Here is a 24,434-nt window from a genome sequence, read left to right on the forward strand (position 1 = left end):
AGCGGACGTCAGTCGGCGTCGCGGCGGCGGCGGGTCAGTTCGGAGCGCAGGCGCAGCTCGGCCGGGTCGGCCGGGTATCTGACCTCGACGAGCGCGAGCCCGTGCGCCGGCGCGACCGTCACCTCGTCCGCGCGCACCTTGCGGCTGAGCAGCCCGGCGGGCCACGACGGCGGGCGGCGGCCGTCGCCGACGAAGAGCTGGGCGCCCACCAGGCTGCGGACCATCTGCTGGCAGAAGGCGTCGGCCTGGACGGTCGCGACCAGGATGCCGTCGGGGTCGCGGCGCCAGTCGAGGCGGTTCACGTCCCGGATCGTGGTGGCGTGTTCCTTACGGCGGCAGAAGGCGGCGTAGTCGTGCTCCCCGACGAGGCCCGCGGCGGCGGCGTTCAGCGCGTCGAGGTCGAGCGGTCGGGGCCAGGCCACCGTGTCGTGCCGGCGCAGTGGTGCGGCGCCCGCCACGGCGTCGGTGACGCGGTACTCGTACCGGCGGGACAGCGCGGAGAAGCGGGCGTCGAACTCCGGCGGCACCTCGGTGGCCGCGTTGACCCGCACGTCGGGCGGGAGCAGGCCGGCCAGCTTGCGCAGCAGCGCCGGAGCCAGGGCCTCCCAGCGGTCGGCGGGGACGTCGACGTGGCACACCTGCCCGGTGGCGTGGACGCCGGCGTCGGTGCGGCCCGCGACGGTCAGTCCTTCGACGGTGCCGAACAGGCGCAGCAGGACCGTGGTCAGCTCCCCGGCGACGGTGCGGCGGGTCGGCTGGACCGCCCAGCCGGAGAAGCCGGTCCCGTCGTAGGAGACGTCGAGGCGGACACGGATCAACGCACACTCTCCAAAAGAACCGGCCCGGCACCCCGTCGAGCGGGATGCCGGGCCGTCGATTTCAGGCCGGTGGTCAGGCCTTCTTCTGCTCGTCCTCGTCCGCGGCGGCCTCGTCGGCCGACTCCGACGCGGCCTCGTCCGAGGCGGACGCCGACGCGGCGGCGGGGGCTTCGTCAGCGTCGTCGCCGGCGAGGACCGCGATCGAGTCGGCCTTGGCGGCCTTGCGAGCGGCGGCCTTGCGCGGCGCCGGCGCGGCGGCGACCTCGAGCTCCTCGACCAGCTCGATGATCGCCATGGGAGCGGCGTCACCCTTGCGCGGGCCGGTCTTCACGATGCGGGTGTAGCCACCCGGGCGGGTGGCGAACCGCGGCGCGATCTGGTCGAACAGCTGGAACACCACGTCCTTGTCGCGCACCACGGCGAGCGCTTGACGGCGCGCGTGCAGATCGCCGCGCTTGGCCTTGGTGATGAGCTGCTCGGCGAGCGGGCGCAGCCGCTTGGCCTTCGTCTCGGTGGTCTGGATGCGACCGTGCTTGAACAGTGAGGTGGCGAGGTTCGCCAGCATCAGCCGCTCATGCGCGGGGCTGCCGCCGAGGCGGGGACCCTTGGTGGGCGTGGGCATTGGGGCTCCTCAAATCGAACAGCAGCCGGTTAGAGCTGCTCGGTCTCGCGGTAGTCGTCGGTGTCGTCGTAGGAAACATCGGCGAACGAGTCCACGACGTGTGCCGGGTCGAACGTCGGGGCGGAGTCCTTGAGACCCAGACCCATCCCGGCGAGCTTCATCTTGACCTCGTCGATCGACTTCTGACCGAAATTCCTTATATCGAGGAGGTCTGCTTCCGTGCGGCTGATCAGCTCCCCGACGGAGTTGATGCCCTCGCGCTTGAGGCAGTTGTACGAGCGGACGGTGAGGTCGAGCTCCTCGATCGGCAGCGCCAGGTCGGCAGCGAGCTGCGCGTCCTGCGGCGACGGGCCGATGTCGATGCCTTCGGCGTCCGCGTCGAGCTCACGGGCGAGGCCGAAGAGTTCGACGAGGGTCGAGCCGGCCGAGGCCAGCGCGGTGCGGGGGGTCAGCGACGCCTTGGTCTCGACGTCGATGATGAGCCGGTCGAAGTCGGTGCGCTGCTCGACACGGGTGGCTTCGACGCGGTAGGTGACCTTCAGAACCGGCGAGTAGATCGAGTCGATCGGAATCCGCCCGATCTCCTGACCCTGCTGCTTGTTCTGGTTGGCGGTCACGTAGCCGCGCCCGCGCTCGACGGTCAGCTCCATGTCGAGGCGGCCCTTGCCGTTGAGCGTGGCCAGCTTCAGGTCGGGGTTGTGCACGGAGACGCCGGCCGGGGGCTGGATGTCGCCCGCCGTGACGTCACCGGGGCCCTGCTTGCGCAGGTACATCGAGACCGGCTCGTCGTGCTCGGAGCTGACGCACAGCTCCTTCACGTTCATGACGAGCTCGACCACGTCCTCCTTGACACCGGGGATGGTGGTGAACTCGTGCAGGACACCGTCGATCTTGATGCTGGTCACCGCCGCGCCCGGGATCGAGCTGAGCAGGGTGCGACGCAGCGAGTTGCCGAGGGTGTAGCCGAAGCCCGGCTCGAGCGGCTCGATGGTGAACTTGGACCGGGTCTCGCTGATGGACTCTTCGGCGAGGCTCGGACGCTGGGAGATGAGCACTTTCTGATCCTCCGATTCGTTGCGCGCCCGCTATTTGACGCGCTCCGAGAAACACACGCTGTTTCGTGCGCTTCGAGGAGGCGGGGCGTGACCGCCCCGCCTCCGTCAAGCCGTGCTACTTGCTGTAGAGCTCGACGATCAGCTGCTCCTGGACCTGGGTGTCGATGACCTGCCGCGCGGGCAGGCTGTGCACCAGGACCTTGAGCTCGCTGGGGATGAACTCCAGCCACGCCGGGACGGTCTTGCTGCCCGCGAGGCCCTGAGCGATCTGGAACGGCGTGAGCTCCCGCGACTTCTGCCGGACCTGCACGATGTCGTGCTCGCGCAGCCGGTACGACGGGATGTCGACCTTCTTGCCGTTGACCTGGATGTGGCCGTGGCTCACCAGCTGGCGGGCCGCGTCACGGGACGTGGCGAGGCCGGCGCGGTAGACCACGTTGTCGAGGCGCGACTCAAGGATCTTGAGCAGCTCCTCACCGGTCTTGCCGGGCTTGGCCACAGCCTCGTCGAAGTAGCCGGCGAACTGCCGCTCCAGCACGCCGTAGATGCGGCGGGCCTTCTGCTTCTCGCGCAGCTGCAGCAGGTACTCGGTCTCCTTCGGGCGACCGCGGCCGTGCTGGCCGGGCGGGAAGGGACGCGACTCGAACGGGCACTTCGGCCCGTCGCACTTGCTGCCCTTGAGGAACAGCTTCATCTTCTCGCGCCGGCAGCGACGGCAGTCGGCACCTGTGTAACGAGCCATTGTTATCTCTTCCCTTAGACCCGGCGGCGCTTCGGCGGACGGCAACCGTTGTGCGGCTGCGGCGTGACGTCAGAGATCTGCCCGACCTCCAGGCCCACGGCCTGCAGGGAGCGGATCGCGGTCTCACGGCCGGAGCCGGGACCCTTGACGAACACGTCGACCTTGCGCATGCCGTGCTCCATCGCGCGGCGAGCGGCGGCCTCGGCGGCCAGCTGCGCGGCGAACGGCGTCGACTTGCGCGAGCCCTTGAAGCCCACCTGGCCGGCCGAGGCCCAGGAGATGACAGCACCGGTCGGGTCGGTGATCGACACGATGGTGTTGTTGAACGTGCTCTTGATGTGCGCCTGCCCGTGGGCGACGTTCTTGCGTTCCTTGCGCCGGACCTTCTTGACAGCGGTCGCGCCGGCGCGAGCCTTCGGCGGCATTCTCTATGCGCTCCTAGATTGGTTTCTCTACCCGACCGACTACTACTTCTTGCCCGGCTTCTTCTTGCCGGCGACCGTGCGCTTCGGACCCTTGCGGGTGCGGGCGTTGGTCCGGGTGCGCTGACCGCGCACGGGCAGGCCCTTGCGGTGCCGGATGCCCTGGTAGCAGCCGATCTCAACCTTGCGGCGGATGTCCGCCTGGACCTCGCGGCGCAGGTCCCCTTCGACCTTGAAGTTGGCCTCGATGTAGTCGCGCAGCTGCACGATCTCTTCATCGGTCAGGTCGCGAGCGCGCTTGTTGCCATCGATCCCGGTGGCGGTCAGCAGCTCGATGGATCGGGTGCGACCGATCCCAAAGATGTAGGTGAGGGCGATCTCCGTGCGCTTCTCGCGCGGGAGATCGACACCAACGAGACGTGCCATAGGTGGGCGTGCTCCTTGCGTGTGCGGAGGTCTGAGCCCGCTCCACTCCCGTCTGCCCACAGACGGGCCCCGGCCTCCGACCGGGGGTGCAGCCCACGCGCTCCGCGCGCATGACGCGCGGTGGCCCGGGGCTGGAACGGGCTAAAACTGGTGGTGCTGGTGGATCTGCCGCCTGGGCTCAGCCCTGGCGCTGCTTGTGGCGCGGGTCAGTGCTGCAGATGACCATGACCCGGCCGTGCCGCCGGATGATCCGGCAGTTGTTGCAGATCCGCTTGACGCTCGGCTTGACCTTCACGGTGTGCCTAACTCTCGCTGCGCACCCCTACATGGGAGCGACAGTCCCGACCGTTTCCTGGGAACCGACACCGATTTACTTGTAGCGGTAGACGATGCGCCCGCGAGTCAGGTCATAAGGCGACAGCTCGACGACCACTCGGTCCTCGGGCAGGATGCGGATGTAGTGCTGCCGCATCTTCCCGCTGATGTGCGCCAAGACCTTGTGGCCATTGGCGAGCTCCACCCGGAACATGGCGTTCGGGAGTGGCTCGATCACTCGGCCCTCGATCTCGATGGCCCCGTCTTTCTTCGGCATGTCCTCCGCTACCTGACGATCGGGTTGGGTGTCAGCGCTCGCATCCTTTTCACGGACCCCACGGGGGGTCCGCGCCAGCCGCGGCTCAGGCCTGCCACTAGAAGCGCGTGGGGGCATGCCTGAGTGGACGCTTTGCGCCAATGGACGAGTCTACGCGCGGTGAGCGCGATGCACCAAATCGGGGTCTCAACGCTCGCGGCGCTGCCGCCTGCGCTCGCGCTTGGCCTCCCGGGCCGCGTCCGGACCGCCGGCCAGATAGGTGCTCACCGACGTCGCGAGGAGCACCGCGCCGAGCGGCCCGGCGACCCACATCGGCCAGAAATAGACCGCGTCGCCGGCGGAGATGCTGACCAGTGCCCAGATCACCACGTTGAGGGTGACCACGATCAGCCAGCCGCTCCAGATGCCGAGCAGCCAGTGCGGCTGCCGGCCGAACTGGCCCTTCGCACCGGTCGGCGCCGGGCTCGTTGGGGCGGCCGCATAGCCGCTCGCCGGGGCCACCGCGGAGGCCTCGACCGGGCGGAAGCCGGGCAGGTCGCTGAGGATCACGTCGAGGTCGCCATAGGTCCTGGCGGCGTAGGTGTCCTTGAGCCGGTCGTCATATTCACCGAGCGACAGCCGTCCCTCGTCGACCGCGGCCTTGAGCCGCTCCGCCACGAACTGCCGGTCGACGTCGGCCGCGCGCAGGTTCTCCCGCCGGTCCACCGCCATGCCACCCTCCCCGAGTCGCGTTCCCCGACAGAAGCATCCCATTTGCGCGCGCCGCTCTTCCACCCTCGGCCGCCATGGTACGACTGCCGCCCGCCCTCACCCCCGAGGTGGGCCCCGGGACGACCTACCCCGCCGGCGGGCGCGCCCTGAGCGATCTGACGGCCCCGCCGGGCGACGTCCGCGGGCGGGCGGCCGCGGCACGGGCGGTCACGCCCCGCCGGGCGACGTCCACGGCCGGGCGGGCACGGCACGGGTGGTCGCGGCCGGGACGGTCGCGTCGCGGCCCGGCCGCCCGGGGCGCGGCTGCGCCCTGGGCGGCGCCGCGGTGCTACGGCCACTACAGGCGGCGGGAAAGGGAAGGCCGTCCACGGCCTGACCGGACGCTGACGGGAGCAACGGGCCTTCGCCACGACGGACCGGAGCTTGCATGGATGGGCTAGGCGTTGACCTGCTGACGAGCGGTGACCAGGTCACCGAGCCGGGCCCGGCCGCCGTCGGCGGCGGTGAGCACCCAGACGCCGTCGTCGCAGATCGCCATCGTGTGCTCGACGTGGGCGGCGACGGAGCCGTCGACCGTGACCACCGTCCAGCCGTCGTCGAGCTCGGCGACCTTCGGCTTGCCCTTCGTGATCATCGGCTCGATCGCGAGGGCCATGCCGGGGCGCAGGGCGGGACCCTTGCCGGGACGGCCCGAGTTCTCGACGAAGGGGTCCTGGTGCATGGCGCTGCCGATGCCGTGGCCGCCGTAGCCGTCGACGATGCCGTAGCGGCCGGCCTTGCGGACGGCGGACTGGATCGCGAAGGAGATGTCGGTGAGGCGGCCCTTGCCGGAGCGGACGCCACGGGCGGCGGCGGCGATCCCGGCCCACATGGCGTCCTCGGCCACCGTGACAAGGCGGCGCAGGTCGTTGCTGATCTCGCCGACGCCGACGGTGATCGCCGCGTCGCCGTGCCAGCCGTCGAGCTCGGCGCCGCAGTCGATCGAGATGAGGTCGCCGGCCCGCAGGACCTGCCGGGAGCTGGGGATGGCGTGCACGACCTGGTCGTTGACGCTCGAGCAGATCGAGGCCGGGAAGCCGTGATAGCCCTTGAAGGACGGGATGGCGCCGGCGGCCCGGATGGTCTCCTCGGCGATCGCGTCCAGGTCGGCGGTGGTCACACCGGGTGCGACCGCGGCCCGCATGCGGGCCAGGGCATCGGCCACGACCAGACCGGCGCGGCGCATGTGGCCGATCTGTTCGGGCGTCTTGAGCTCGATCTCGACTTGGCGCGCCACAGGTCAGCCGCCGTAGGAGCGCAGTGCGTCGATCGCGCGGACCGTGATGTCCTCGACCGGTCCGGTGGCGTCGATGCCCACCAGCTTGCCCTGCGCGCCGTAGTAGTCGACGAGGGGGGACGTGTCGCGGGCGTAGACCTTCAGGCGCTCTGCGATCGTCTCGGCCTTGTCGTCGTCGCGCTGGAAGAGCTCGCCGCCGCAGCGGTCGCAGACGCCCTCGTGGGTGGGGGCGTCGAACTCCACGTGCCAGATCTTGCCGCAGCCGCGGCAGGTCCGGCGGCCCGAGAGCCGCCGGATGACCTCTTCGTTCTCGACCACGAGCTCCAGGACGATGTCCAGGCCCGTGCCGAGGTCCGCCAGGAGCTTGTCCAGGGCGTTGGCCTGCGGCACGGTGCGCGGGAAGCCGTCGAGCAGGAAGCCGTCGGCAGCGTCGCTCTCGGCCAGCCGGTCGGACACCATGTTGATGGTGACCTCGTCGGGCACCAGCTGGCCGGCGTCCATATAGCGCTTCGCCTCGACGCCGAGCGGGGTGCCCTGCCCGACGTTGGCCCGGAAGATGTCGCCGGTGGAGATTTTGGGCACGGCGAGGTGCGCGGCGATGAACTCGGCCTGGGTCCCCTTGCCCGCCCCGGGGGGACCTACCAGCACCAGCCTCACTACCGGAGGAACCCTTCGTAGTTGCGCTGCATGAGCTGGCTCTCGATCTGCTTCACCGTCTCGAGGCCCACACCAACAATAATGAGCACCGCGGTGCCGCCGAACGGGAAGTTCTGCAGAGCCTGCCCGCCACCGACGATCCCGATGAGCAGGTTGGGCAGGATCGAGATGATGCCCAGGTAGAGCGCGCCGGGAAGGGTGATGCGGCTGAGGATGAAGTCAAGATACTCGGCGGTCGGCTTGCCGGGGCGGATGCCGGGGACGAAGCCGCCGTACTTGCGCATGTTGTCCGCGACCTCAGTGGGGTTGAACGTGATCGACACGTAGAAGTACGTGAAGAAGATGATCAACATGAAGTAGAGGATGATGTGCGCCGGCTTGTCCTGGGCGACGATGTTCCGGTTGATCCAGAGGATCGTGCGGTTGGTCGTGTCCTGACCGGCGAACGAGGTCGCCAGCTGCGGCAGGTAGAGCAGCGAGGAGGCGAAGATGACCGGGATGACGCCGGCCTGGTTGACCTTCAGCGGGATGTAGGTCGACGTCCCGCCGTACATGCGGCGGCCAATCATGCGCTTCGCATACTGCACCGGGATGCGGCGCTGTGCCTGCTCCAGGAAGACCACGAAGGCGATGACGACGACCGCGAGACCGACCACCACGAAGAACGTGGTCTTGTCGTCCTGCCAGATCGTGATGCCCTCGTTGGGGAGGCGGGCGGCGATCGAGGTGAAGATGAGGACCGACATGCCGTTGCCGACGCCGCGGTCCGTGACGAGCTCGCCGAACCACATGACCATGCCCGTGCCGGCGGTCATCGTGATGACCAGCGCGGTGAGGGTGAGCCACAGCGGGATCTTGCCGGTGTCGGGGATGACCGGGAACTGGCTCTGGTCGCAGGCGCCACCGAAGAGCTGGCCGGACCGCGCCAGGGCGACGAACGCCGAGGCCTGCAGGACGCCGAGCCCGAGGGTGAGGTAGCGCGTGTACTGCGTGATCTTCGCCTGGCCGGACTGGCCTTCCTTGCGAAGCTGCTCCAGTCGCGGGATCACGACCGTCAGCAGCTGCAGGATGATGCTCGCGGTGATGTAGGGCATGATGCCCAGCGCGAAGACTGAAAGTTGCAGCAGCGCGCCGCCGGAGAACAGGTTCAGCAGGGTGAAGACCTGGTTGTCGGCGCCGCTCTCGACGATGTCGAGGCACTTCTGCACGTTGCCGAACGACACACCCGGGCTGGGGAGCGTGGCACCCACCCGATAGAGCGCGATCATCAGCAATGTGAACAGAATTTTGTTGCGCAGGTCAGGCGTGCGAAACGCGCTGGCAAAGGCGGAGAGCAACGTTCTTCCTCCTGCGCAAGGCGGCCGGTCGGCCGACGAGGTGGGGTCCGGGTGGTGCGGGTGTTACGGCTGAGCGGATGACGAGCGTGTTACTGCGCAACGGACTCTAACAGCATGCCCGCAGCACATCACGCCCCGGCGATACCTCAGCTTTTCAGGTGGTCCTTCGACTGGTCCTGAGGCACCGCGTGGCGCCCACCCGAAGTGCTCCGGTGGACGCCACGGTAGCGCGTTGCCTACTCGGCGTCGGAGCCGCCGAGGAGGGTGGCGGTGCCACCCGCCGCTTCGAGCTTCTCGCGGGCCGAGGCACTGAACTTGTGCGCACTGACCTGCAGCTTCACGCCGCCGAGCTCCCCGTCGCCGAGGACCTTGACGAGCTCGCCCTTGCGGACGGCGCCGGCGTCGACGAGCTCGTCGACCCCGATCGTGCCGCCCTTGGGGAACAGCTCCGCGAGGCGTGCCAGGTTCACGACCTGGAACTCGATGCGGTTGCGGTTCTTGAAGCCCTTGAGCTTCGGCAGGCGCATGTGGAGGGGCATCTGCCCACCCTCGAAGGCCGCCGAGATGTTCTTGCGGGCCTTGGAGCCCTTGGTGCCACGACCGGCGGTCTTACCCTTGGAGCCCTCACCGCGACCCACACGGGTCTTCGCGGTCTTGGCGCCCGGGGCGGGCCGCAGGTGGTGCAGTTTGATCGTCATCGGATTACTCCACCTCTTCCACGGTGACCAGGTGCGTCACGGTGTGGATCATGCCGCGGATCTCCGGACGGTCTTCCTTGACGACGACGTCGCGGATCCGCTTCAGACCGAGCGAACGCAGCGTGTCCCGCTGGTTCTGCTTGGTGCCGATCTCGGACCGGATCTGGGTGACCTTCAGGCGCGCCATGGTCATGCACCGACCCCGGCCCGCTGGGCCAGCATGGCCGCCGGGGCGACGTCCTCGACCGGCAGGCCACGGCGCGAGGCCACGGCTTCCGGCGACTCGAGCTTCTTCAGCGCCGCCACCGTCGCGTGGACGATGTTGATGGCGTTGGAGGAGCCGAGGCTCTTGGAGAGCACGTCGTGGATGCCGGCGCACTCCAGGACGGCACGCACCGGGCCACCGGCGATGACGCCGGTACCGGCGGAGGCCGGCTTGAGCAGCACGACGCCGGCGGCGTCCTCGCCGATCACCGGGTGCGGGATCGAGGCCGCGATCCGCGGCACCTTGAAGAAGTGCTTCTTGGCCTCCTCGACACCCTTGGCGATGGCCGCGGGCACCTCCTTGGCCTTTCCGTAGCCGACGCCGACGGTGCCGTCGCCGTCACCGACGATGACGAGGGCGGTGAAGCTGAAGCGACGACCACCCTTCACGACCTTGGCGACACGGTTGATCGCGACGACCCGCTCGAGATGCGGGGTCTTCTCGGCGGGCGCGTTGCCGCGGCCGCCTCCTTCGCGACGATTCTCGCGACGGCCGCCACCTTCGGTGTTCCCACCGGACCCGCCGCCCCTGCGCTGAGGACCAGGCATGAACGTTCCCTTTCCTAGAATTCGAGTCCGGCTTCGCGGGCGGCGTCAGCCAGGGCCGCGATGCGGCCGGCGTAACGGTTTCCGCCACGGTCGAAGACGACCTTGCCGACACCCGCGGCCTTCGCCCGCTCGGCGAGAAGGGTGCCGACCTTGCCGGCCAGTGCCTTCTTGTCGCCGTCGGTGCCACGGATGGTCGTGTCGAGCGTCGAGGCCGAGGCCAGCGTGTGGCCCTTGAGGTCGTCGACGATCTGCGCGGTGATGTTCCGCAGCGAGCGGGTGACGACCAGGCGCGGACGCTCGGCGGTGCCACTGACATGCTTGCGGATGCGGAAGTGCCGGCGTGCGCGCCCGACTCGGCGCGCCGCGGCGGTGCCGCCTGCGTTGCGGCGCTTGAGCAGCGTGGCGCTCACTTCTTGCCTGCCTTTCCAGCCTTACGGCGGATGACCTCGCCCTGGTACTTCACGCCCTTGCCCTTGTACGGCTCCGGCGGGCGGATCTTGCGGATGTTGGCGGCGACCTCGCCCACCTGCTGCTTGTCGATGCCGGCGATGTGGAACAGCGTCGGCCGCTCGACGGTGAACGTGATGCCCGGAGGGGGCGTCACGAGCACAGGGTGGGAGAACCCGAGCGCGAACTCCAGGTCGCTGCCCTTCGCCGTCACGCGGTAACCGGTGCCGGCGATCTCGAGGCTCTTGCGGTAGCCCTCGGTGACCCCGATGACCATGTTCGCGATGAGCGTGCGCGAAAGGCCGTGGAGCTCCTTGGCCTTGCGCTCGTCGTTGGGGCGCACGACGTTGAAGGTGCCGTCTTCGGCCTTCTCCAGCGTGATGGGCTCGGCGAGGGTGTGGCTCAGCTCGCCCTTGGGTCCCTTGACGGTGACGACCTGACCGTTGACCTTGAGGTCAACGCCGGCGGGCACCGCGATGGGCTTACGTCCGATTCGAGACATTGAAGGCTCTCCCTTACCAGACGTAGGCGAGGACTTCCCCGCCCACCCCTCGCTTGCGGGCCTGCCGGTCGGTGAGCAGCCCTTGGGACGTCGAGATGATGGCCACACCGAGGCCACCGAGCACGCGCGGCATCTCCACCGACTTCGCGTACACCCGCAGGCCGGGCTTCGAGACCCGGCGGATGCCGGCGAGGCTGCGCTCGCGGCTCTGGCCGTACTTGAGTTCAACGATCAGCGTCTTGCCGACCTTGCCCTCTTCCGGCTCCTGAACCTGCCACGAGGACACGTAGCCCTCGGACTTGAGCACCTCGGCGATGTTCGCCTTGATCTTCGAGTAGGGCATCGACACCCGGTCGTGGTACGCCTGGTTGGCGTTGCGCAGACGCGTGAGCATGTCTGCGATCGGGTCGGTCATGGTCATTGCTTTGTCAGCCTTTCTCGCCGCGGTTCCTCGCCGCTGTGGGCGGGCCTACGGCGAAGGAGGTTTACCAGGAGGCCTTGGAAACGCCGGGCAGCTCGCCGCGGTGCGCCATCTCGCGGATGCACACACGGCACAGCCCGAACTTCCGGTACACGGCCTTGGGCCGGCCGCAGCGCTGGCAGCGGGTGTAAGCGCGGACCGCGAACTTGGGCTTCGCGGCGGCCTTGAGAATGAGGGCCTTCTTCGCCATTGGTCAGTTCTCCCTAGTTCTCACGGAACGGGAAGCCGAGCAGCTTCAGCAGCGCGCGACCTTCCTCATCCGTGCGAGCGGTGGTGACCACGGTGATGTCCATCCCTCGCGGCCGGTCGATGCGGTCCTGGTCGATCTCGTGGAACACCGACTGCTCGGTGAGACCGAAGGTGTAGTTGCCGTTGCCGTCGAGCTTGCGCCCGTCCAGACCGCGGAAGTCGCGGATACGCGGCAGTGCGATCGACAGCAGCCGGTCGAGGAACTCCCACATGCGGTCGTTGCGGAGGGTGACCTTCGCACCGATCGGCATGCCCTCACGCAGCTTGAACTGCGCGATGGACTTGGTCGCCCGACGGATCTGCGGCTTCTGGCCGGTGATCGTGGCGAGGTCGCGGACCGCGCCGTCGATCAGCTTCGAGTCGCGGGCCGCTTCGCCGACACCCATGTTGACGACGACCTTGACGACGCCCGGGATCTGCATCACGTTGTCGTACTTGAACTGCTCCCGCAGCTGGCCCGCGATCTCGTCGCGGTAGCGCTGCTTGAGGCGCGGGTTCACCTTGTCGACCGTCGTCATCACAGATCCTTACCGGAGCGACGCGACGTGCGGGTCTTGACGCCGTCCTCGTCGATGCGGGCACCGACGCGGGTCGGCTTGTTGTCCGAGTCGATCACCATCACGTTCGAGACGTGGATGGCGGCTTCCTGGGTCACGATGCCACCGGTCTTCGAACCACGCTGGGTGGTGCGGATCCGGGTGTGCTTCTTGACGCGGTTGACGCCCTCGACGATGACCTTGTCCTCGCGTGGGAGGGCGGTGAGGACCTTGCCCCGGGTGCCCTTGTCCTTGCCCGCGATGACCAGGACGGTGTCGCCCTTTTTGACCTTCATGGTTACAACACCTCCGGCGCGAGCGAGATGATCTTCATGAAACGCTTGTCCCGGAGCTCACGCCCGACCGGGCCGAAGATGCGGGTACCACGGGGGTCACCGCCATCCTTGATGATCACGGCGGCGTTCTCGTCGAACCGGATGTACGACCCGTCCGGCCGGCGCCGTTCCTTGGTGGTCCGGACGATGACGGCCTTGACCACATCGCCCTTCTTCACGCCGGCGCCCGGGATGGCGTCCTTCACGGTGGCCACGATGATGTCGCCGATGCCTGCATAGCGGCGACCCGAGCCACCGAGCACACGGATGCACAGGATCTCCCGGGCACCCGTGTTGTCGGCGACGCGCAGCCGCGACTCCTGCTGAATCACGCTTGTCTCCTAATGTCTGCCAGTTCTCGGCACCGTCTCCGGTTCAGAGGAGCCGGTGCCGAGCTTGGCGGAACGACGGCCTTACTTGGCCTTTTCGAGGATCTCCACGACCCGCCAACGCTTGGTGGCGGACAGCGGCCGGGTCTCCATGAGCAGCACCCGGTCGCCGATACCGCACGCGTTCTGCTCGTCGTGCGCCTTGAGCTTGTTGGTGCGGCGCATGACCTTGCCGTACAGCGGGTGCTTGACCTGGTCCTCGACCGCCACGACGACGGTCTTGTTCATCTTGTCGCTGACCACGAGGCCCTCGCGGACCTTGCGGCGGCCGCGCACCTCGGTGCTCTCGGTCGTCTGCTCGCTCATGCTCATGCCACCTCAGCCACAGCGTCGGGCGCGGCTGAGAGACCCAGCTCGCGCTCGCGCATGATCGTGTAGATCCGGGCGATGTCCTTGCGGATGATCTGCAACCGCCCGTGGTTGTCCAGCTGGCCGGTGGCCGACTGGACGCGGAGGTTGAACAGCTCCGCCTTCGCTTCCCGAAGCTTCTCGACCAGGCTCTCGTCGGACAGCTCGCGCAGGTCGGTCGCCTTGATTCCGGCGGCCATCAGACATCAGCCCCTTCACGCGTGACGATCCGGCACTTCAGCGGAAGCTTGTGGATCGCGCGGCGCATTGCCTCGCGGGCGATCTGCTCGTTCGGGAACGACATCTCGAACAGGATCCGGCCCGGCTTGATGTTGGCCACCCACCACTCGGGGGAGCCCTTGCCGGAGCCCATGCGGGTCTCGGCGGGCTTCTTGGTGATGGAGCGGTCCGGGAAGATCGTGATCCAGACCTTGCCGCCACGCCGGATGTGCCGGGTCATGGCGATACGGGCTGCCTCGATCTGACGGTTCGTGATGTACGCCGGCTCGAGAGCCTGGATACCGAACTCGCCGAAGACCACGCGGGTGCCGCCCTTGGCCGGGCCGTGACGGTCCGGGTGGTGCGGCTTGCGGAAGCCCTTCGGGGGCTTACGAGGGATCAGCATTCGTCAGCCCTCCTGAGGCGTCTCTGCCGCGGCCTGCTCCACCGGGGCGGCCTCGGGGGTCACCTCGGCGGCCTGGGCCGCTGCTGCGGCCCGGCCGGCCTCGGTGCCGCCGGCGGTCGTGCCGGAGGAACCGGAGCGGCCACGACGCGGCCGCTCGGGCCGGTCGGTGCGCTCGCGACGGCCACCGCGCGGAGCGGCGGCCTCAGCCGGCGCCTCACGACCGGGGACGGCGTCGCCCTTGTAGATCCAGACCTTCACACCGATGCGGCCGAAGGTGGTACGAGCCTCGAAGAAGCCGTACTCGATGTTGGCGCGGAGCGAGTGCAGGGGCACGCGGCCCTCGCGGTAGAACTCCGTGCGGCTCATCTCGGCGCCACCGAGGCGGCCCGAGACCTGCACCCGGATGCCCTTGACGAGCGTGTTCTTCATCGCGGACTGCATCGCCTTGCGCATCGCCCGGCGGAAGCTGACCCGGCTGGACAGCTGCTCGGCCACGCCCTGCGCGACGAGCTGAGCGTCCGACTCGGGGCTCTTCACCTCGAGGATGTTGAGCTGCACCTGCTTGCCGGTGAGCTTCTCGAGCTCGTTGCGGATGCGGTCGGCCTCGGCACCCTTGCGGCCGATGACGATGCCCGGGCGGGCCGTGTGGATGTCCACACGGACCCGGTCGCGGGTGCGCTCGATGTCGACCTTCGCGATGCCGGCGCGCTCAAGGCCCTTGGACATCATCCGACGGATCTTGACGTCCTCGGCGATGTAGTCCTTGTACAGCTTGTCGGCGTACCAGCGGGACTTCCAGTCGGTGCTGATGCCGAGCCGGAACCCGTGCGGGTGAACCTTCTGACCCATTACTCGGTCCCTTCCTCGGCGTCAGCCTTCGGCGTCGCCTTCTTCGCCGGCGCCGCCTTCTTGGCTGCGGCCTTCTTGGCCGGGGCCGACTCGACCTCGTCGGTCTCGTCGGTCTCGGGCGTCACGGCCTTCGCCGCCTTGGTCGCCTTCGCCACGCCGGCCTTGGCCGCGCGGGCCTGGGACGCCGGGACGCTCTCGACCACGATGGTGATGTGGCTGGTCCGCTTGCGGATCCGGTACGCGCGACCCTGCGCCCGCGGCCGGAACCGCTTGAGCGTCGGGCCCTCGTCCACGTAGGCCTCGGCGACCAGGAGCGAGTCCGGGTCGAGCCGCTCGTTGTTCTCTGCGTTGGCGATGGCGCTCGCGAGCACCTTGTAGACCGGCTCGCTCGCGGACTGCGGGGCGAACTGCAGCACCGTCAGTGCGTCGCGGGCGGGCAGCCCGCGGACGAGGTTCACCACACGGCGCGCCTTCATGGGCGACACGCGCACATGGCGCGCGATCGCCCGGGCACCGGGCAGCGCCGCCGCTGCTTTCGTTGGCATTGGGAAATCCCCTTTTGTTGGCTGCCTTAGCGGCGGCGGCTCTTCCGGTCGTCCTTCTCGTGACCCTTGAAGGTGCGGGTCAGCGCGAACTCGCCGAGCTTGTGCCCGACCATCGCCTCCGTCACGAAGACGGGAACGTGCTTACGCCCGTCGTGCACGGCGATCGTGTGCCCGAGCATGTCGGGGACGATCGTCGAGCGGCGCGACCAGGTCTTGATGACGTTCTTGGAGTTCTTGGCGTTCTGGACTTCCACCTTCTTGATGAGGTGGTCGTCGACGAACGGGCCCTTCTTGAGGCTGCGAGGCATTGCTCAGGCTCCTTAGCCGCGCTTCCGGGTGGCGTAACGCCTACGGACGATGAGTCGGTCGCTCGGCTGGCCCTTGCGCCGCGTGCGGCCCTCCGGCTTGCCCTTCGGGTTGACCGGGTGGCGACCACCAGAGGTCTTACCCTCACCACCACCGTGCGGGTGGTCGATCGGGTTCATGGCGACACCACGGACGGTCGGGCGCTTGCCCTTCCACCGCATACGGCCGGCCTTGCCCCAGTTGATGTTCGACTGGTCGGCGTTGCCGATCTCGCCGATGGTGGCGCGGCACAGGACCTCGACGCGCCGGATCTCGCCCGAGGGCATGCGCAGCGTGGCGTAGGTGCCCTCACGGCCGAGCAGCTGGATGCCCACGCCGGCCGAACGGGCCAGCTTGGCACCGCCGCCCGGGCGCAGCTCCACCGCGTGCACGGTGGTGCCGACCGGGATGTTGCGCAGCGGCAGGTTGTTGCCCGGCTTGATGTCGGCGCCGACCCCGGCCTCGACACGGTCGCCCTGCTTCAGGTCCTTCGGCGCGATGATGTAGCGCTTCTCGCCGTCGGCGTAGTGCAGCAGCGCGATACGCGCGGTGCGGTTGGGGTCGTACTCGATGTGCGCGACCTTGGCGGGGATCCCGTCTTTGTCGGCACGCCGGAAGTCGATCAACCGGTACTGGCGCTTGTGGCCGCCGCCCTGGTGGCGCGCGGTGACGCGGCCGTGGACGTTGCGTCCGCCCTTGTTGGGCAGCGGGACGAGGAGCGACTTCTCCGGCGTCGATCGGGTGATCTCGGCGAAGTCGGCGACGCTCGAACCACGACGACCGGGGGTCGTCGGCTTGTATTTACGGATAGCCATCGTCTATACCCCTCAGCTGACCGGTCCGCCGAAGGCTTCGATCCGGTCACCGTCGGCGAGCTTGACCATCGCCCGCTTCGTGTCCTTGCGCTTGCCCCAACCCGTGCGGGTCCGCTTGCGCTTGCCTTCGCGGTTGATGGTGTTGACCGACAGGACGCGGACGTTGAAGATCTGCTGGATCGCGATCTTGATCTCGGTCTTGTTCGCGTCCGGGTGCACCAGGAACGTGTACCAGTTGCGGTTGAGCTCGCTGTAGCTCTTCTCAGAGACCACCGGCTGGATGATCACGTCGCGTGGATCGGCGATCGTCGCCATGATCAGGCCTCCTCAGTGGTCTCGGCGTCGCTGGACTCGGCCGGCACGCCCAGGAACTCGTCGAGCGCCGCGGTCGTGAAGATGACCTGGTCGGCGACGAGCACGTCGTGGGTGTTGAGCTGGTCGGCCACCAGGAGGTGCACCGACTGCTCGTTGCGCAGGCTCAGCCAGTTGGCCTCGTCGTCGCGCGGCAGGACCACGAGGACGCGGCGCGCGTCGGTGATCCCGCGCAGCACCTTCAGGGCGTCCTTGGTCTTCGGCGCGTCGCCGCTGATGAAGCTCTCCACGACGTGGATGCGACCCTCGCGGGCCCGGTCGGAGAGCGCCCCGCGCAGCGCGGCGGCCTTCATCTTCTTGTTCACCCGCTGGGTGTAGTCACGCGGCACGGGGCCGTGCGTGACGCCACCGCCGGTGAACTGCGGCGCGCGGATCGAGCCCTGACGGGCGCGGCCGGTGCCCTTCTGCTTGTAGGGCTTCTTGCCGCCGCCGGACACCTCGCCCCGCGTCTTGACCTTGTGCGTGCCCTGGCGGGCCGCGGCGAGCTGGGCGACGACGACCTGGTGCAGCAGCGGGATGCTGGCCTGCGCGTCGAAGATGTCGTCCGGCAGCTCGACGGTGCCGTTGGTGGCGCCGTCAACCGTCTTGATGTCAACGGTGGTCACTTGGTGATCCCACCCTTCTGCGCCTTGACCGCGACCTTGGCGGCGCTCCGCAGCAGCACGAGGCTGCCCTTGGGGCCGGGGACCGCACCCTTGATGAGGATCAGGCCCTGCTCCAGCTCGACCGCCTGGACGGTCAGGTTCTGCACGGTGAAGCGCGCCCCACCCATGCGGCCGGCCATCTTCACGCCCTTGAAGACGCGACCCGGGGTCGCGCAGGCGCCAATGGAGCCCGGCGAGCGGTGCTTGCGCTCGACACCGTGGCTGGCACGCAGGCCGTGGAAGCCGTGCCGCTTCATGACACCGGCGTAGCCCTTGCCCTTGGTGCGGCCGGTGACGTCGATGCGCTGGCCGGCGGTGAAGGTGTCGGCGGTGATCTCCTGGCCGAGCGAGTACTCGCCGGCGTCGGTGGTCCGCAGCTCCACGACGTGGCGACGGGGGGCGACGTCCGCCTTGGCGAAGTGGCCCGACCGCGGCTTGTTGACCTTGCGCGGGTCGATCTGGCCCCACGCGAGCTGGACCGCGGAGTAACCGTCGTTGTCAGCCGTGCGCACCTGGGTCACGACGCACGGGCCGGCCTGCACCACAGTCACCGGGACGACCTTGCCGTTGTCCCAGATCTGGGTCATGCCGAGCTTCTCACCCAGGATGCCCTTGACTTGCCTGTCCATAAGTCCGGTCCCTACAGCTTGATCTCGATGTCGACACCAGCCGGCAGGTCGAGCCGCATGAGCGAGTCAACCGTCTTCGGGGTCGGGTCGATGATGTCGATCAGACGCTTGTGCGTGCGCATCTCGAAGTGCTCGCGCGAGTCCTTGTACTTGTGCGGCGAGCGGATCACGCAGTAGCGGTTGATCTCAGTGGGCAGCGGCACCGGCCCAGCGACCTGAGCCCCGGTGCGCGTGACCGTCTCGACGATCTTCCGCGCCGAGGAGTCGACGACCTCGTGGTCGTAGGCCTTGAGCCGGATGCGGATCTTCTGTCCCGCCATGGTGGCTTCAGTTCCCTCTCTCATGCGAGGTCTCTCGACCTCGCGGAACCCCGAAGGGTCCGGTGCCGCCTATTTGGTCTGTCCGACCCCCGCGGTCGGGCGTGTCGCGGCCAAGGGCCAGGCTCCGCCACCCAAGTCCTTCTCAGGACCGCTGGTGACTCTCGGAGTCCTACCCCAGGGCGTGCCACGCCCAAGTCGCGGAGGTGCGCGCCAGCTCATAGAACTGACGCCGCGCGGAAGCGGTCGAGACTTCTCATTGAGCAGTCTCGACCGCCCCGCGACGCAACCCGACCATTATGCCGCACGAGGTGCGACAAAGTGAAATCGGGGTGCCTCAGGTCTTTACTTGAGGATCTTCGTCACACGGCCGGCGCCGACGGTGCGGCCACCCTCGCGGATCGCGAAGCGGAGGTTCTCCTCCATGGCGATCGGCTGGATGAGCTGCACGGTCATGCCGGTGTTGTCGCCGGGCATGACCATCTCGGTGCCCTCGGGCAGCGTGACGACGCCGGTGACGTCCGTGGTGCGGAAGTAGAACTGCGGCCGGTAGTTCTGGAAGAACGGGGTGTGCCGGCCACCCTCCTCCTTGGAGAGGATGTAGACGGTCGCCTCGAACTCGGTGTGCGGGGTGTTGCTACCCGGCTTCACCACGACCATGCCGCGCTCGACGTCCTCGCGCTTGATACCACGCAGGAGCAGACCGACGTTCTCGCCGGCACGCGCCTCGTCGAGGATCTTGCGGAACATCTCGATCGCCGTGCAGGTGGTCTTCATCGACTTGGCCTTGATGCCAACGATCTCGACCTCCTCGTTCGGCTTGAGGATGCCACGCTCGACACGACCGGTGACGACCGTGCCACGACCGGTGATCGTGAAGACGTCCTCGACGGGCATGAGGAACGGCTTCTCGGTCTCACGCTCGGGCTGCGGGATCGCGCTGTCCACGGCGCCCATGAGCTCCATGAGAGCGTCCGACCACTTCTGGTCGCCCTCGAGGGCCTTCAGGGCCGAGACGCGCACGACCGGAGCGTCGTCGCCCGGGAACTCCTGGCTCGACAGCAGCTCACGGACCTCGAGCTCGACGAGCTCCAGGAGCTCCTCGTCCTCGACCATGTCGCTCTTGTTCAGCGCCACCACGATGTAGGGGACGCCGACCTGGCGGGCCAGCAGCACGTGCTCGCGGGTCTGCGGCATCGGGCCGTCGGTCGCCGCGACCACCAGGATCGCGCCGTCCATCTGCGCGGCACCGGTGATCATGTTCTTGATGTAGTCGGCGTGACCGGGGCAGTCAACGTGCGCGTAGTGCCGCGCCTCGGTCTGGTACTCGACGTGCGCGATCGAGATCGTGATGCCGCGGGCCTTCTCCTCCGGCGCCTTGTCGATCTCGTCGAACGGGGTGTACGGGTTCACGTCCGGCATGCGGTCGTGGAGCACCTTGGTAATGGCCGCCGTCAGCGTCGTCTTCCCGTGGTCGATGTGACCGATGGTGCCGATGTTGACGTGCGGCTTAGTCCGCTCGAACTTCGCCTTCGCCACTGGTGTCCTCCTGTGGACTTCTGGTTCGCGGTGCGTTGACGCCTGAAGCGTCAACGCACCCTGTCGACTTGGGTCTGGCGGCTGAAGCCTTCAGGCCCGCTGATGCAGCCTCGCGGCCGCGGACCGGGAACTACTCCCCGGTCGCCTTCGCGATGATCTCCTTGGCGACGTTCGCGGGAACCTCGGCGTAGGAGTCGAACTGCATCGAGTAGCTCGCCCGGCCCTGGGTCTTCGACCGCAGGTCGCCGACGTAGCCGAACATCTCCGACAACGGCACCGTGGCGCGGACGACACGGGCACCGCCGCGCTCCTCCATCGCCTGGATCGTGCCACGCCGGGAGTTGAGGTCGCCGATGACGTCACCCATGTTCTCTTCAGGGGTGGTGACCTCGACGGCCATCAACGGCTCGAGGAGGGCGGGGTTGGCCCGGCGGGCCGCCTCCTTCATCACCATCGAGCCAGCGATCTTGAACGCCATTTCCGACGAGTCGACCTCGTGGTACTGACCGTCCAGCAGCGTCAGCTTGACGCCGACCATCGGGTAGCCCGCGAGCACGCCGTACTGCATCGCGTCCTGGGCGCCGGCGTCGACCGAAGGGATGAACTCCTTCGGGATGCGGCCGCCCGAGACCGCGTTGACGAACTCGTAGGTCGGCCCGTCCGCCGTCATCTCGAGAGGCTCGAGCTTGACGATGACCTTCGCGTACTGGCCCGAGCCACCGGTCTGCTTCTTGTGCACGTAGTCGATCTTGTCGACGACGCCCTTGATGGTCTCGCGGTAGGCCACCTGCGGCTTGCCGATGTTGGCCTCGACGCTGAACTCGCGCCGCATCCGGTCGACCAGGATGTCGAGGTGCAACTCGCCCATGCCGGCGATGATGGTCTGGCCGGTCTCCTCGTCGTTCTTGACGCGGAAGGTCGGGTCCTCCTCGGCCAGGCGCTGGATGGCGGTGCCCAGCTTCTCCTGGTCGGCCTTGCTCTTCGGCTCGATGGCGACCTGGATGACCGGCTCCGGGAAGGTCATCGACTCGAGGATGACCGGGTGGGCCGGGTCGCAGAGGGTGTCACCCGTGGTGGTCTGCTTGAGACCCTGCACGGCGATGATGTCACCCGCCTGAGCGCTTGGGCGCTCCTCACGCTTGTTCGCGTGCATCTGGTAGATCTTGCCGATCCGCTCCTTGCGGTCCTTGGTGGAGTTGACCACCTGGGCGCCGGAGTCGAGCGTGCCGGAGTAGATGCGCACGTAGGTGAGCTTGCCGAGGTGCTTGTCCGTCTGGATCTTGAAGGCCAGACCGGAGAACGGCTCGCTGTTGGACGGCTTGCGCAGCAGCGGGGTCTCACCGTCGGTCGCCACGCCCTCGACGGCCGGGATGTCCAGCGGCGACGGCAGGAACTCGACCACGGCGTCGAGCATGGGCTGAACGCCCTTGTTCTTGAACGCCGAGCCGCACACGACCGGGTTGAGCTTGCCGGCGATGGTCGCCCGGCGGATCGCGGCCTTGAGCTCCTTGACGTCGAAGGTCTCGCCGTCGAGGTAGCGGACCATGATGTCGTCGTCGGTCTCGGACAGCGTCTCGAGGAGCTTGTCCCGGTATTCGTTGGCCTGGTCGACCAGGTCCGCCGGGATCTCCTCGATCGCGTAGTCCTCGCCCTTCTGGGTCTCGCCACGCCACGTCAGGGCGCGCATCTCCAGCAGGTCGACGACGCCGATGTGGTCGCCTTCCAGGCCGATCGGGATCTGCAGCACGAGCGGGGTCGCGTTGAGCCGGTCGACCATCATCTGCACGCAGCGGAAGAAGTCGGCGCCGGTGCGGTCCAGCTTGTTGACGAAGCACATACGCGGGACGTTGTACTTGTCAGCCTGCCGCCAGACGTTCTCGGTCTGCGGCTCCACGCCGGCGACGCCGTCGTAGACCGCCACGGCGCCGTCCAGGACCCGCAGCGACCGCTCGACCTCGACCGTGAAGTCGACGTGGCCGGGCGTGTCGATGATCTGGATGACGTGGCCCTTCCACTCGCACTTCGTGGCGGCGGAGGTGATGGTGATGCCCCGCTCCTGCTCCTGCTCCATCCAGTCCATGACGGCTGCGCCCTCGTGGACCTCACCGATCTTGTACGTGATGCCGGTGTAGAAGAGGATGCGCTCGGTCGTCGTCGTCTTACCGGCGTCGATGTGCGCCATGATGCCGATATTGCGGACCTTGGCGAGGGCAGCGTCTACGGCAGCCACTTCGAATCCCTACTTCGCTCTCGTCGGATTGCTTGGTAAAGCGTCGCTTACCAGCGGTAGTGCGCGAAGGCCTTGTTGGACTCCGCCATCTTGTGGGTGTCCTCACGGCGCTTCACCGAAGCACCGAGCCCGTTGCTGGCGTCGAGCAGCTCGTTCATGAGCCGCTCCACCATGGTCTTCTCACGACGGGCACGCGAGTAGGTGACCAGCCAGCGAAGGCCCAGCGTCGTCGCCCGGGGAGGGCGCACCTCGACCGGCACCTGGTAGGTCGCGCCACCGACGCGGCGGCTGCGGACCTCGAGGGTCGGCTTGACGTTGTCCATCGCGCGCTTCAGCGTGACGACGGGGTCGGTGCCTGACTTCTCCCGGCAGCCTTCGAGGGCGCTGTAGACAACGCGCTCGGCGAGCTGACGCTTGCCCTCGACCAGGATCTTGTTGATCAGCTGGGTGACGAGCAGGGAGTTGTAGACCGGGTCCGCCACCAGGGGCCGGCGCGGCGCGGGGCCTTTACGCGGCATGTCAGCTCTTCTCCTTCTTCGCGCCGTACCGGCTGCGAGCCTGCTTGCGGTTGCGGACACCCTGAGTGTCCAGCGAACCACGAATGATCTTGTACCGGACGCCGGGGAGGTCCTTCACACGGCCACCACGGACCAGCACGATCGAGTGCTCCTGAAGGTTGTGACCGACACCGGGGATGTAGGCCGTCACCTCGATACCGTTGCTCAGTCGCACGCGGGCCACCTTGCGAAGCGCCGAGTTCGGCTTCTTCGGCGTGGTGGTGTACACACGCGTGCAGACGCCACGCCGCTGCGGGCTGCCCTTGAGCGCCGGCGTCTTGGTCTTGCTCAGCTTCGCCTGGCGGCCCTTGCGGACCAGCTGCTGGATCGTAGGCACTGGGCCTGTCTCCCTTCGGCCTCGCGGCCGCACGTCTTCTTCTTCGCTGTCTCCACGGCGTGACCGGCACCCGCGGTCGGGCGTGTCGCCCGCCGCGCGAACCCGGCCCGAGAAGTGCCAACCGGGTTTCGCGGTTTGCATCCACCCTCAACCCGCGGATGGCGGGCCGTTGTGGACGCACGCACGAGTTGCCCGGCAAAGCCGGGCACGAGGGGAAAGAGTACCCACCGTGAGGACGCTGGTCAAAATCGACGGCTCGGCCCCAAGACGGAACACTCTTCACACCAAGAGTACCTGGTGTCTGATCCGTCCGTCCTCGGGGTCGCATCATCGGCGTCCGTGCTGGTCAGCGACCCTTCACGTGGTCGCGGCCAACAGGAACGCGGCGATGAGCGACAGGACACCGATGCCGGCGCCGACCGAGCCGAGCACGACGCCCGTGAGCGCCATCCCCCGCCCGCTCACCAGGCGGCCGACCCTGCGGATCTGCCGCATGCCGAACACGCCCAGGCCGACGGCGCCGAGGCCCAGGAAGACCGCCAGGATGGTGAACGCTCCACCGGCGACCGGGCCCCATCCCTCGGATGCGCCGAGCAGGCCGAAGCAGCTGACGGTCAGGCCGACGAAGACCGACGCGATGCCGGCGACGAGGCTGCCGATCGCGGGGCCGCTGGGGACCGGCTGGACCATCGGATAGGCGACCCCGAACGGGGTCCCCTGGACGTGGTCGATCCGCATCCCGGCGGGCTGGACGTGCGGGGGCGGCGGCTGCCGCTGATACGGGTAGGTCACGTCAGTTCACCGTGGTGTCGAAGTCGGTGCCGCGGCCACGGGCATAGGCCAGCAGGCCCAGGATCGCCAGGACGACCAGCGCGGCGATCGACAGCACGATGCCCGTCCACGCGAGCCGCACGCCGTTACGGAGGCGCCTGGCGCCCAGCAGGAAGCCCTCCGCTGCGACCAGCTCGCGGTGGGACTCCTTGGCCATGAGGAGCGCCAGGGTCGCCGGGATCAGCCCGCCGAGGAACGGCCCCGTCACCACCGACAGCAGGCCGAGCCCGAAGACGGCCGACGCCTTGCTGGCGCGGACGGGGTCGGGGTCGAGCGGATGACGCGTCACCGTCCGAGCCTATCCCGTGGACGGCGAAGGGGCGGAGACCGTTGCGGTCCCCGC

The 24,434-nt window shown here is 68.2% G+C and carries 38 protein-coding genes and 1 pseudogene; all 39 read right to left on the reverse strand.

The genetic code is table 11. The annotated features are described in order from the left end of the window. Positions 1-8 precede the first annotated feature (8 nt). Entirely contained in the window at positions 9-815 is an 807-nt protein-coding gene (truA, locus tag ACZ6TV_RS12465; RefSeq protein ID WP_465297346.1) for a tRNA pseudouridine(38-40) synthase TruA, read from the reverse strand. 76 nt (positions 816-891) lie between these two features. Continuing rightward, positions 892-1,440, reverse strand: a complete 549-nt coding sequence (gene rplQ / locus ACZ6TV_RS12470) for a 50S ribosomal protein L17 (RefSeq protein WP_465297244.1) — start codon at positions 1,438-1,440, stop codon at positions 892-894. 29 nt (positions 1,441-1,469) lie between these two features. After that, positions 1,470-2,495: a DNA-directed RNA polymerase subunit alpha gene (locus ACZ6TV_RS12475; protein WP_354776618.1), complete on the reverse strand. Its 1,026-nt coding sequence runs from the start codon at positions 2,493-2,495 to the stop codon at positions 1,470-1,472. A 115-nt stretch (positions 2,496-2,610) separates the two neighbouring features. Beyond that, the gene (gene rpsD / locus ACZ6TV_RS12480) at positions 2,611-3,237 is read right to left on the reverse strand and encodes a 30S ribosomal protein S4 (RefSeq protein ID WP_033357645.1); all 627 of its coding nucleotides are present in this window, start codon (positions 3,235-3,237) and stop codon (positions 2,611-2,613) included. A 14-nt stretch (positions 3,238-3,251) separates the two neighbouring features. Beyond that, positions 3,252-3,662 carry a 30S ribosomal protein S11 gene (rpsK, locus tag ACZ6TV_RS12485; protein ID WP_033357646.1) on the reverse strand — a complete coding sequence of 137 codons (411 nt, stop codon included), beginning with the start codon at positions 3,660-3,662 and terminating at the stop codon, positions 3,252-3,254. A gap of 42 nt (positions 3,663-3,704) precedes the next feature. Next, positions 3,705-4,085: a 30S ribosomal protein S13 gene (gene rpsM, locus ACZ6TV_RS12490; RefSeq protein WP_465297245.1), complete on the reverse strand. Its 381-nt coding sequence runs from the start codon at positions 4,083-4,085 to the stop codon at positions 3,705-3,707. Between the two features lie 178 nt (positions 4,086-4,263). After that, on the reverse strand, positions 4,264-4,380 hold the full coding sequence (gene rpmJ, locus ACZ6TV_RS12495) for a 50S ribosomal protein L36 (RefSeq protein ID WP_014687778.1): 117 nt from the start codon (positions 4,378-4,380) through the stop codon (positions 4,264-4,266). Between the two features lie 75 nt (positions 4,381-4,455). Then, positions 4,456-4,677: a translation initiation factor IF-1 gene (infA, locus tag ACZ6TV_RS12500; RefSeq protein WP_007073013.1), complete on the reverse strand. Its 222-nt coding sequence runs from the start codon at positions 4,675-4,677 to the stop codon at positions 4,456-4,458. A gap of 186 nt (positions 4,678-4,863) precedes the next feature. Then, positions 4,864-5,388: a DUF1707 SHOCT-like domain-containing protein gene (locus ACZ6TV_RS12505; protein WP_465297246.1), complete on the reverse strand. Its 525-nt coding sequence runs from the start codon at positions 5,386-5,388 to the stop codon at positions 4,864-4,866. Between the two features lie 436 nt (positions 5,389-5,824). Beyond that, positions 5,825-6,664, reverse strand: a complete 840-nt coding sequence (map, locus tag ACZ6TV_RS12510; RefSeq protein ID WP_465297247.1) for a type I methionyl aminopeptidase — start codon at positions 6,662-6,664, stop codon at positions 5,825-5,827. Positions 6,665-6,667: 3 nt separating this feature from the next. Then, positions 6,668-7,321 (reverse strand): adenylate kinase, encoded by a 654-nt coding sequence (locus ACZ6TV_RS12515; protein WP_354776628.1) that lies wholly within the window; start codon positions 7,319-7,321, stop codon positions 6,668-6,670. Beyond that, positions 7,321-8,658: a preprotein translocase subunit SecY gene (gene secY, locus ACZ6TV_RS12520; protein WP_465297248.1), complete on the reverse strand. Its 1,338-nt coding sequence runs from the start codon at positions 8,656-8,658 to the stop codon at positions 7,321-7,323. Before secY ends, ACZ6TV_RS12515 begins: the two co-directional genes overlap by 1 nt. 236 nt (positions 8,659-8,894) lie before the next feature. Next, positions 8,895-9,356, reverse strand: a complete 462-nt coding sequence (gene rplO / locus ACZ6TV_RS12525; RefSeq protein WP_465297249.1) for a 50S ribosomal protein L15 — start codon at positions 9,354-9,356, stop codon at positions 8,895-8,897. Between the two features lie 4 nt (positions 9,357-9,360). Further along, the gene (rpmD, locus tag ACZ6TV_RS12530; RefSeq protein ID WP_033357651.1) at positions 9,361-9,543 is read right to left on the reverse strand and encodes a 50S ribosomal protein L30; all 183 of its coding nucleotides are present in this window, start codon (positions 9,541-9,543) and stop codon (positions 9,361-9,363) included. A 2-nt stretch (positions 9,544-9,545) separates the two neighbouring features. After that, positions 9,546-10,169: a 30S ribosomal protein S5 gene (gene rpsE / locus ACZ6TV_RS12535; protein WP_465297250.1), complete on the reverse strand. Its 624-nt coding sequence runs from the start codon at positions 10,167-10,169 to the stop codon at positions 9,546-9,548. Between the two features lie 14 nt (positions 10,170-10,183). Further along, entirely contained in the window at positions 10,184-10,579 is a 396-nt protein-coding gene (gene rplR, locus ACZ6TV_RS12540) for a 50S ribosomal protein L18 (protein WP_465297251.1), read from the reverse strand. After that, the gene (gene rplF, locus ACZ6TV_RS12545; protein WP_465297252.1) at positions 10,576-11,118 is read right to left on the reverse strand and encodes a 50S ribosomal protein L6; all 543 of its coding nucleotides are present in this window, start codon (positions 11,116-11,118) and stop codon (positions 10,576-10,578) included. Before rplF ends, rplR begins: the two co-directional genes overlap by 4 nt. Positions 11,119-11,131: 13 nt before the next feature. Beyond that, the gene (gene rpsH / locus ACZ6TV_RS12550; protein WP_033357654.1) at positions 11,132-11,539 is read right to left on the reverse strand and encodes a 30S ribosomal protein S8; all 408 of its coding nucleotides are present in this window, start codon (positions 11,537-11,539) and stop codon (positions 11,132-11,134) included. Between the two features lie 64 nt (positions 11,540-11,603). Next, positions 11,604-11,789, reverse strand: coding sequence for a type Z 30S ribosomal protein S14 (locus ACZ6TV_RS12555; RefSeq protein WP_033342853.1), 186 nt, complete (start codon positions 11,787-11,789; stop codon positions 11,604-11,606). Positions 11,790-11,802: 13 nt separating this feature from the next. Further along, the gene (gene rplE, locus ACZ6TV_RS12560) at positions 11,803-12,366 is read right to left on the reverse strand and encodes a 50S ribosomal protein L5 (RefSeq protein ID WP_465297253.1); all 564 of its coding nucleotides are present in this window, start codon (positions 12,364-12,366) and stop codon (positions 11,803-11,805) included. Continuing rightward, entirely contained in the window at positions 12,366-12,680 is a 315-nt protein-coding gene (gene rplX / locus ACZ6TV_RS12565; RefSeq protein WP_033357656.1) for a 50S ribosomal protein L24, read from the reverse strand. Before rplX ends, rplE begins: the two co-directional genes overlap by 1 nt. 2 nt (positions 12,681-12,682) lie before the next feature. Next, positions 12,683-13,051, reverse strand: a complete 369-nt coding sequence (gene rplN / locus ACZ6TV_RS12570; RefSeq protein WP_203845087.1) for a 50S ribosomal protein L14 — start codon at positions 13,049-13,051, stop codon at positions 12,683-12,685. Between the two features lie 81 nt (positions 13,052-13,132). Then, positions 13,133-13,414 (reverse strand): 30S ribosomal protein S17, encoded by a 282-nt coding sequence (gene rpsQ / locus ACZ6TV_RS12575; RefSeq protein ID WP_033357658.1) that lies wholly within the window; start codon positions 13,412-13,414, stop codon positions 13,133-13,135. Positions 13,415-13,416: 2 nt separating this feature from the next. Next, entirely contained in the window at positions 13,417-13,656 is a 240-nt protein-coding gene (gene rpmC, locus ACZ6TV_RS12580; protein WP_354776645.1) for a 50S ribosomal protein L29, read from the reverse strand. Beyond that, complete coding sequence (gene rplP, locus ACZ6TV_RS12585; protein ID WP_190249381.1) at positions 13,656-14,081, reverse strand: 50S ribosomal protein L16; 426 nt, start codon at positions 14,079-14,081, stop codon at positions 13,656-13,658. The genes rpmC and rplP overlap by 1 nt, the downstream gene beginning before the upstream one ends. A gap of 3 nt (positions 14,082-14,084) precedes the next feature. After that, the gene (rpsC, locus tag ACZ6TV_RS12590) at positions 14,085-14,930 is read right to left on the reverse strand and encodes a 30S ribosomal protein S3 (RefSeq protein WP_354776647.1); all 846 of its coding nucleotides are present in this window, start codon (positions 14,928-14,930) and stop codon (positions 14,085-14,087) included. A 95-nt stretch (positions 14,931-15,025) separates the two neighbouring features. Next, a pseudogene (gene rplV / locus ACZ6TV_RS12595) lies at positions 15,026-15,475 on the reverse strand (50S ribosomal protein L22); the annotation flags it as partial. A 26-nt stretch (positions 15,476-15,501) separates the two neighbouring features. Beyond that, positions 15,502-15,783, reverse strand: coding sequence for a 30S ribosomal protein S19 (rpsS, locus tag ACZ6TV_RS12600; protein ID WP_465297254.1), 282 nt, complete (start codon positions 15,781-15,783; stop codon positions 15,502-15,504). 12 nt (positions 15,784-15,795) lie between these two features. Continuing rightward, a complete protein-coding gene (rplB, locus tag ACZ6TV_RS12605) occupies positions 15,796-16,635 on the reverse strand; it encodes a 50S ribosomal protein L2 (protein WP_465297255.1) in 840 nt (279 codons plus the stop codon). 12 nt (positions 16,636-16,647) lie between these two features. After that, positions 16,648-16,950 (reverse strand): 50S ribosomal protein L23, encoded by a 303-nt coding sequence (gene rplW / locus ACZ6TV_RS12610; RefSeq protein ID WP_203845079.1) that lies wholly within the window; start codon positions 16,948-16,950, stop codon positions 16,648-16,650. A 2-nt stretch (positions 16,951-16,952) separates the two neighbouring features. After that, a complete protein-coding gene (gene rplD, locus ACZ6TV_RS12615; RefSeq protein WP_465297256.1) occupies positions 16,953-17,612 on the reverse strand; it encodes a 50S ribosomal protein L4 in 660 nt (219 codons plus the stop codon). After that, positions 17,609-18,280, reverse strand: coding sequence for a 50S ribosomal protein L3 (gene rplC, locus ACZ6TV_RS12620; RefSeq protein ID WP_465297257.1), 672 nt, complete (start codon positions 18,278-18,280; stop codon positions 17,609-17,611). Before rplC ends, rplD begins: the two co-directional genes overlap by 4 nt. A gap of 11 nt (positions 18,281-18,291) precedes the next feature. Then, positions 18,292-18,600 (reverse strand): 30S ribosomal protein S10, encoded by a 309-nt coding sequence (rpsJ, locus tag ACZ6TV_RS12625; protein WP_018347762.1) that lies wholly within the window; start codon positions 18,598-18,600, stop codon positions 18,292-18,294. 342 nt (positions 18,601-18,942) lie between these two features. Continuing rightward, complete coding sequence (gene tuf / locus ACZ6TV_RS12630) at positions 18,943-20,136, reverse strand: elongation factor Tu (RefSeq protein WP_465297258.1); 1,194 nt, start codon at positions 20,134-20,136, stop codon at positions 18,943-18,945. Positions 20,137-20,266: 130 nt separating this feature from the next. Then, positions 20,267-22,366, reverse strand: coding sequence for an elongation factor G (gene fusA, locus ACZ6TV_RS12635; RefSeq protein ID WP_465297259.1), 2,100 nt, complete (start codon positions 22,364-22,366; stop codon positions 20,267-20,269). A gap of 47 nt (positions 22,367-22,413) precedes the next feature. Then, positions 22,414-22,884, reverse strand: coding sequence for a 30S ribosomal protein S7 (gene rpsG, locus ACZ6TV_RS12640; RefSeq protein ID WP_033357670.1), 471 nt, complete (start codon positions 22,882-22,884; stop codon positions 22,414-22,416). A 1-nt stretch (position 22,885) separates the two neighbouring features. Continuing rightward, positions 22,886-23,260: a 30S ribosomal protein S12 gene (rpsL, locus tag ACZ6TV_RS12645; protein ID WP_033357671.1), complete on the reverse strand. Its 375-nt coding sequence runs from the start codon at positions 23,258-23,260 to the stop codon at positions 22,886-22,888. A 357-nt stretch (positions 23,261-23,617) separates the two neighbouring features. Beyond that, on the reverse strand, positions 23,618-24,052 hold the full coding sequence (locus tag ACZ6TV_RS12650) for a hypothetical protein (protein ID WP_465297260.1): 435 nt from the start codon (positions 24,050-24,052) through the stop codon (positions 23,618-23,620). A gap of 1 nt (position 24,053) precedes the next feature. Continuing rightward, positions 24,054-24,380 carry a hypothetical protein gene (locus ACZ6TV_RS12655; protein WP_465297261.1) on the reverse strand — a complete coding sequence of 109 codons (327 nt, stop codon included), beginning with the start codon at positions 24,378-24,380 and terminating at the stop codon, positions 24,054-24,056. Positions 24,381-24,434 lie beyond the last annotated feature (54 nt).

The organism is Dactylosporangium sp. NPDC051087 (assembly GCF_055586325.1).

Excerpts from the sequence above, each read along its gene's own strand:
- rplQ (WP_465297244.1), bottom strand. The coding sequence starts at position 1,440 with ATGCCCACGCCCACCAAGGGTCCCCGCCTCGGCGGCAGCCCCGCGCAT.
- rpsD (WP_033357645.1), bottom strand. The coding sequence starts at position 3,237 with ATGGCTCGTTACACAGGTGCCGACTGCCGTCGCTGCCGGCGCGAGAAG.
- rpsK (WP_033357646.1), bottom strand. The coding sequence starts at position 3,662 with ATGCCGCCGAAGGCTCGCGCCGGCGCGACCGCTGTCAAGAAGGTCCGG.
- rpsM (WP_465297245.1), bottom strand. The coding sequence starts at position 4,085 with ATGGCACGTCTCGTTGGTGTCGATCTCCCGCGCGAGAAGCGCACGGAG.
- infA (WP_007073013.1), bottom strand. The coding sequence starts at position 4,677 with ATGCCGAAGAAAGACGGGGCCATCGAGATCGAGGGCCGAGTGATCGAG.
- ACZ6TV_RS12505 (WP_465297246.1), bottom strand. The coding sequence starts at position 5,388 with ATGGCGGTGGACCGGCGGGAGAACCTGCGCGCGGCCGACGTCGACCGG.
- rplO (WP_465297249.1), bottom strand. The coding sequence starts at position 9,356 with ATGACGATCAAACTGCACCACCTGCGGCCCGCCCCGGGCGCCAAGACC.
- rpmD (WP_033357651.1), bottom strand. The coding sequence starts at position 9,543 with ATGGCGCGCCTGAAGGTCACCCAGATCCGGTCCGAGATCGGCACCAAG.
- rpsE (WP_465297250.1), bottom strand. The coding sequence starts at position 10,169 with ATGCCTGGTCCTCAGCGCAGGGGCGGCGGGTCCGGTGGGAACACCGAA.
- rplF (WP_465297252.1), bottom strand. The coding sequence starts at position 11,118 with ATGTCTCGAATCGGACGTAAGCCCATCGCGGTGCCCGCCGGCGTTGAC.
- rpsH (WP_033357654.1), bottom strand. The coding sequence starts at position 11,539 with ATGACCATGACCGACCCGATCGCAGACATGCTCACGCGTCTGCGCAAC.
- ACZ6TV_RS12555 (WP_033342853.1), bottom strand. The coding sequence starts at position 11,789 with ATGGCGAAGAAGGCCCTCATTCTCAAGGCCGCCGCGAAGCCCAAGTTC.
- rplE (WP_465297253.1), bottom strand. The coding sequence starts at position 12,366 with ATGACGACGGTCGACAAGGTGAACCCGCGCCTCAAGCAGCGCTACCGC.
- rplX (WP_033357656.1), bottom strand. The coding sequence starts at position 12,680 with ATGAAGGTCAAAAAGGGCGACACCGTCCTGGTCATCGCGGGCAAGGAC.
- rpsQ (WP_033357658.1), bottom strand. The coding sequence starts at position 13,414 with ATGAGCGAGCAGACGACCGAGAGCACCGAGGTGCGCGGCCGCCGCAAG.
- rpmC (WP_354776645.1), bottom strand. The coding sequence starts at position 13,656 with ATGGCCGCCGGAATCAAGGCGACCGACCTGCGCGAGCTGTCCGACGAG.
- rplP (WP_190249381.1), bottom strand. The coding sequence starts at position 14,081 with ATGCTGATCCCTCGTAAGCCCCCGAAGGGCTTCCGCAAGCCGCACCAC.
- rpsC (WP_354776647.1), bottom strand. The coding sequence starts at position 14,930 with ATGGGTCAGAAGGTTCACCCGCACGGGTTCCGGCTCGGCATCAGCACC.
- rpsS (WP_465297254.1), bottom strand. The coding sequence starts at position 15,783 with ATGCCTCGCAGCCTCAAGAAGGGCCCGTTCGTCGACGACCACCTCATC.
- rplB (WP_465297255.1), bottom strand. The coding sequence starts at position 16,635 with ATGGCTATCCGTAAATACAAGCCGACGACCCCCGGTCGTCGTGGTTCG.
- rplW (WP_203845079.1), bottom strand. The coding sequence starts at position 16,950 with ATGGCGACGATCGCCGATCCACGCGACGTGATCATCCAGCCGGTGGTC.
- rplC (WP_465297257.1), bottom strand. The coding sequence starts at position 18,280 with ATGGACAGGCAAGTCAAGGGCATCCTGGGTGAGAAGCTCGGCATGACC.
- rpsJ (WP_018347762.1), bottom strand. The coding sequence starts at position 18,600 with ATGGCGGGACAGAAGATCCGCATCCGGCTCAAGGCCTACGACCACGAG.
- rpsG (WP_033357670.1), bottom strand. The coding sequence starts at position 22,884 with ATGCCGCGTAAAGGCCCCGCGCCGCGCCGGCCCCTGGTGGCGGACCCG.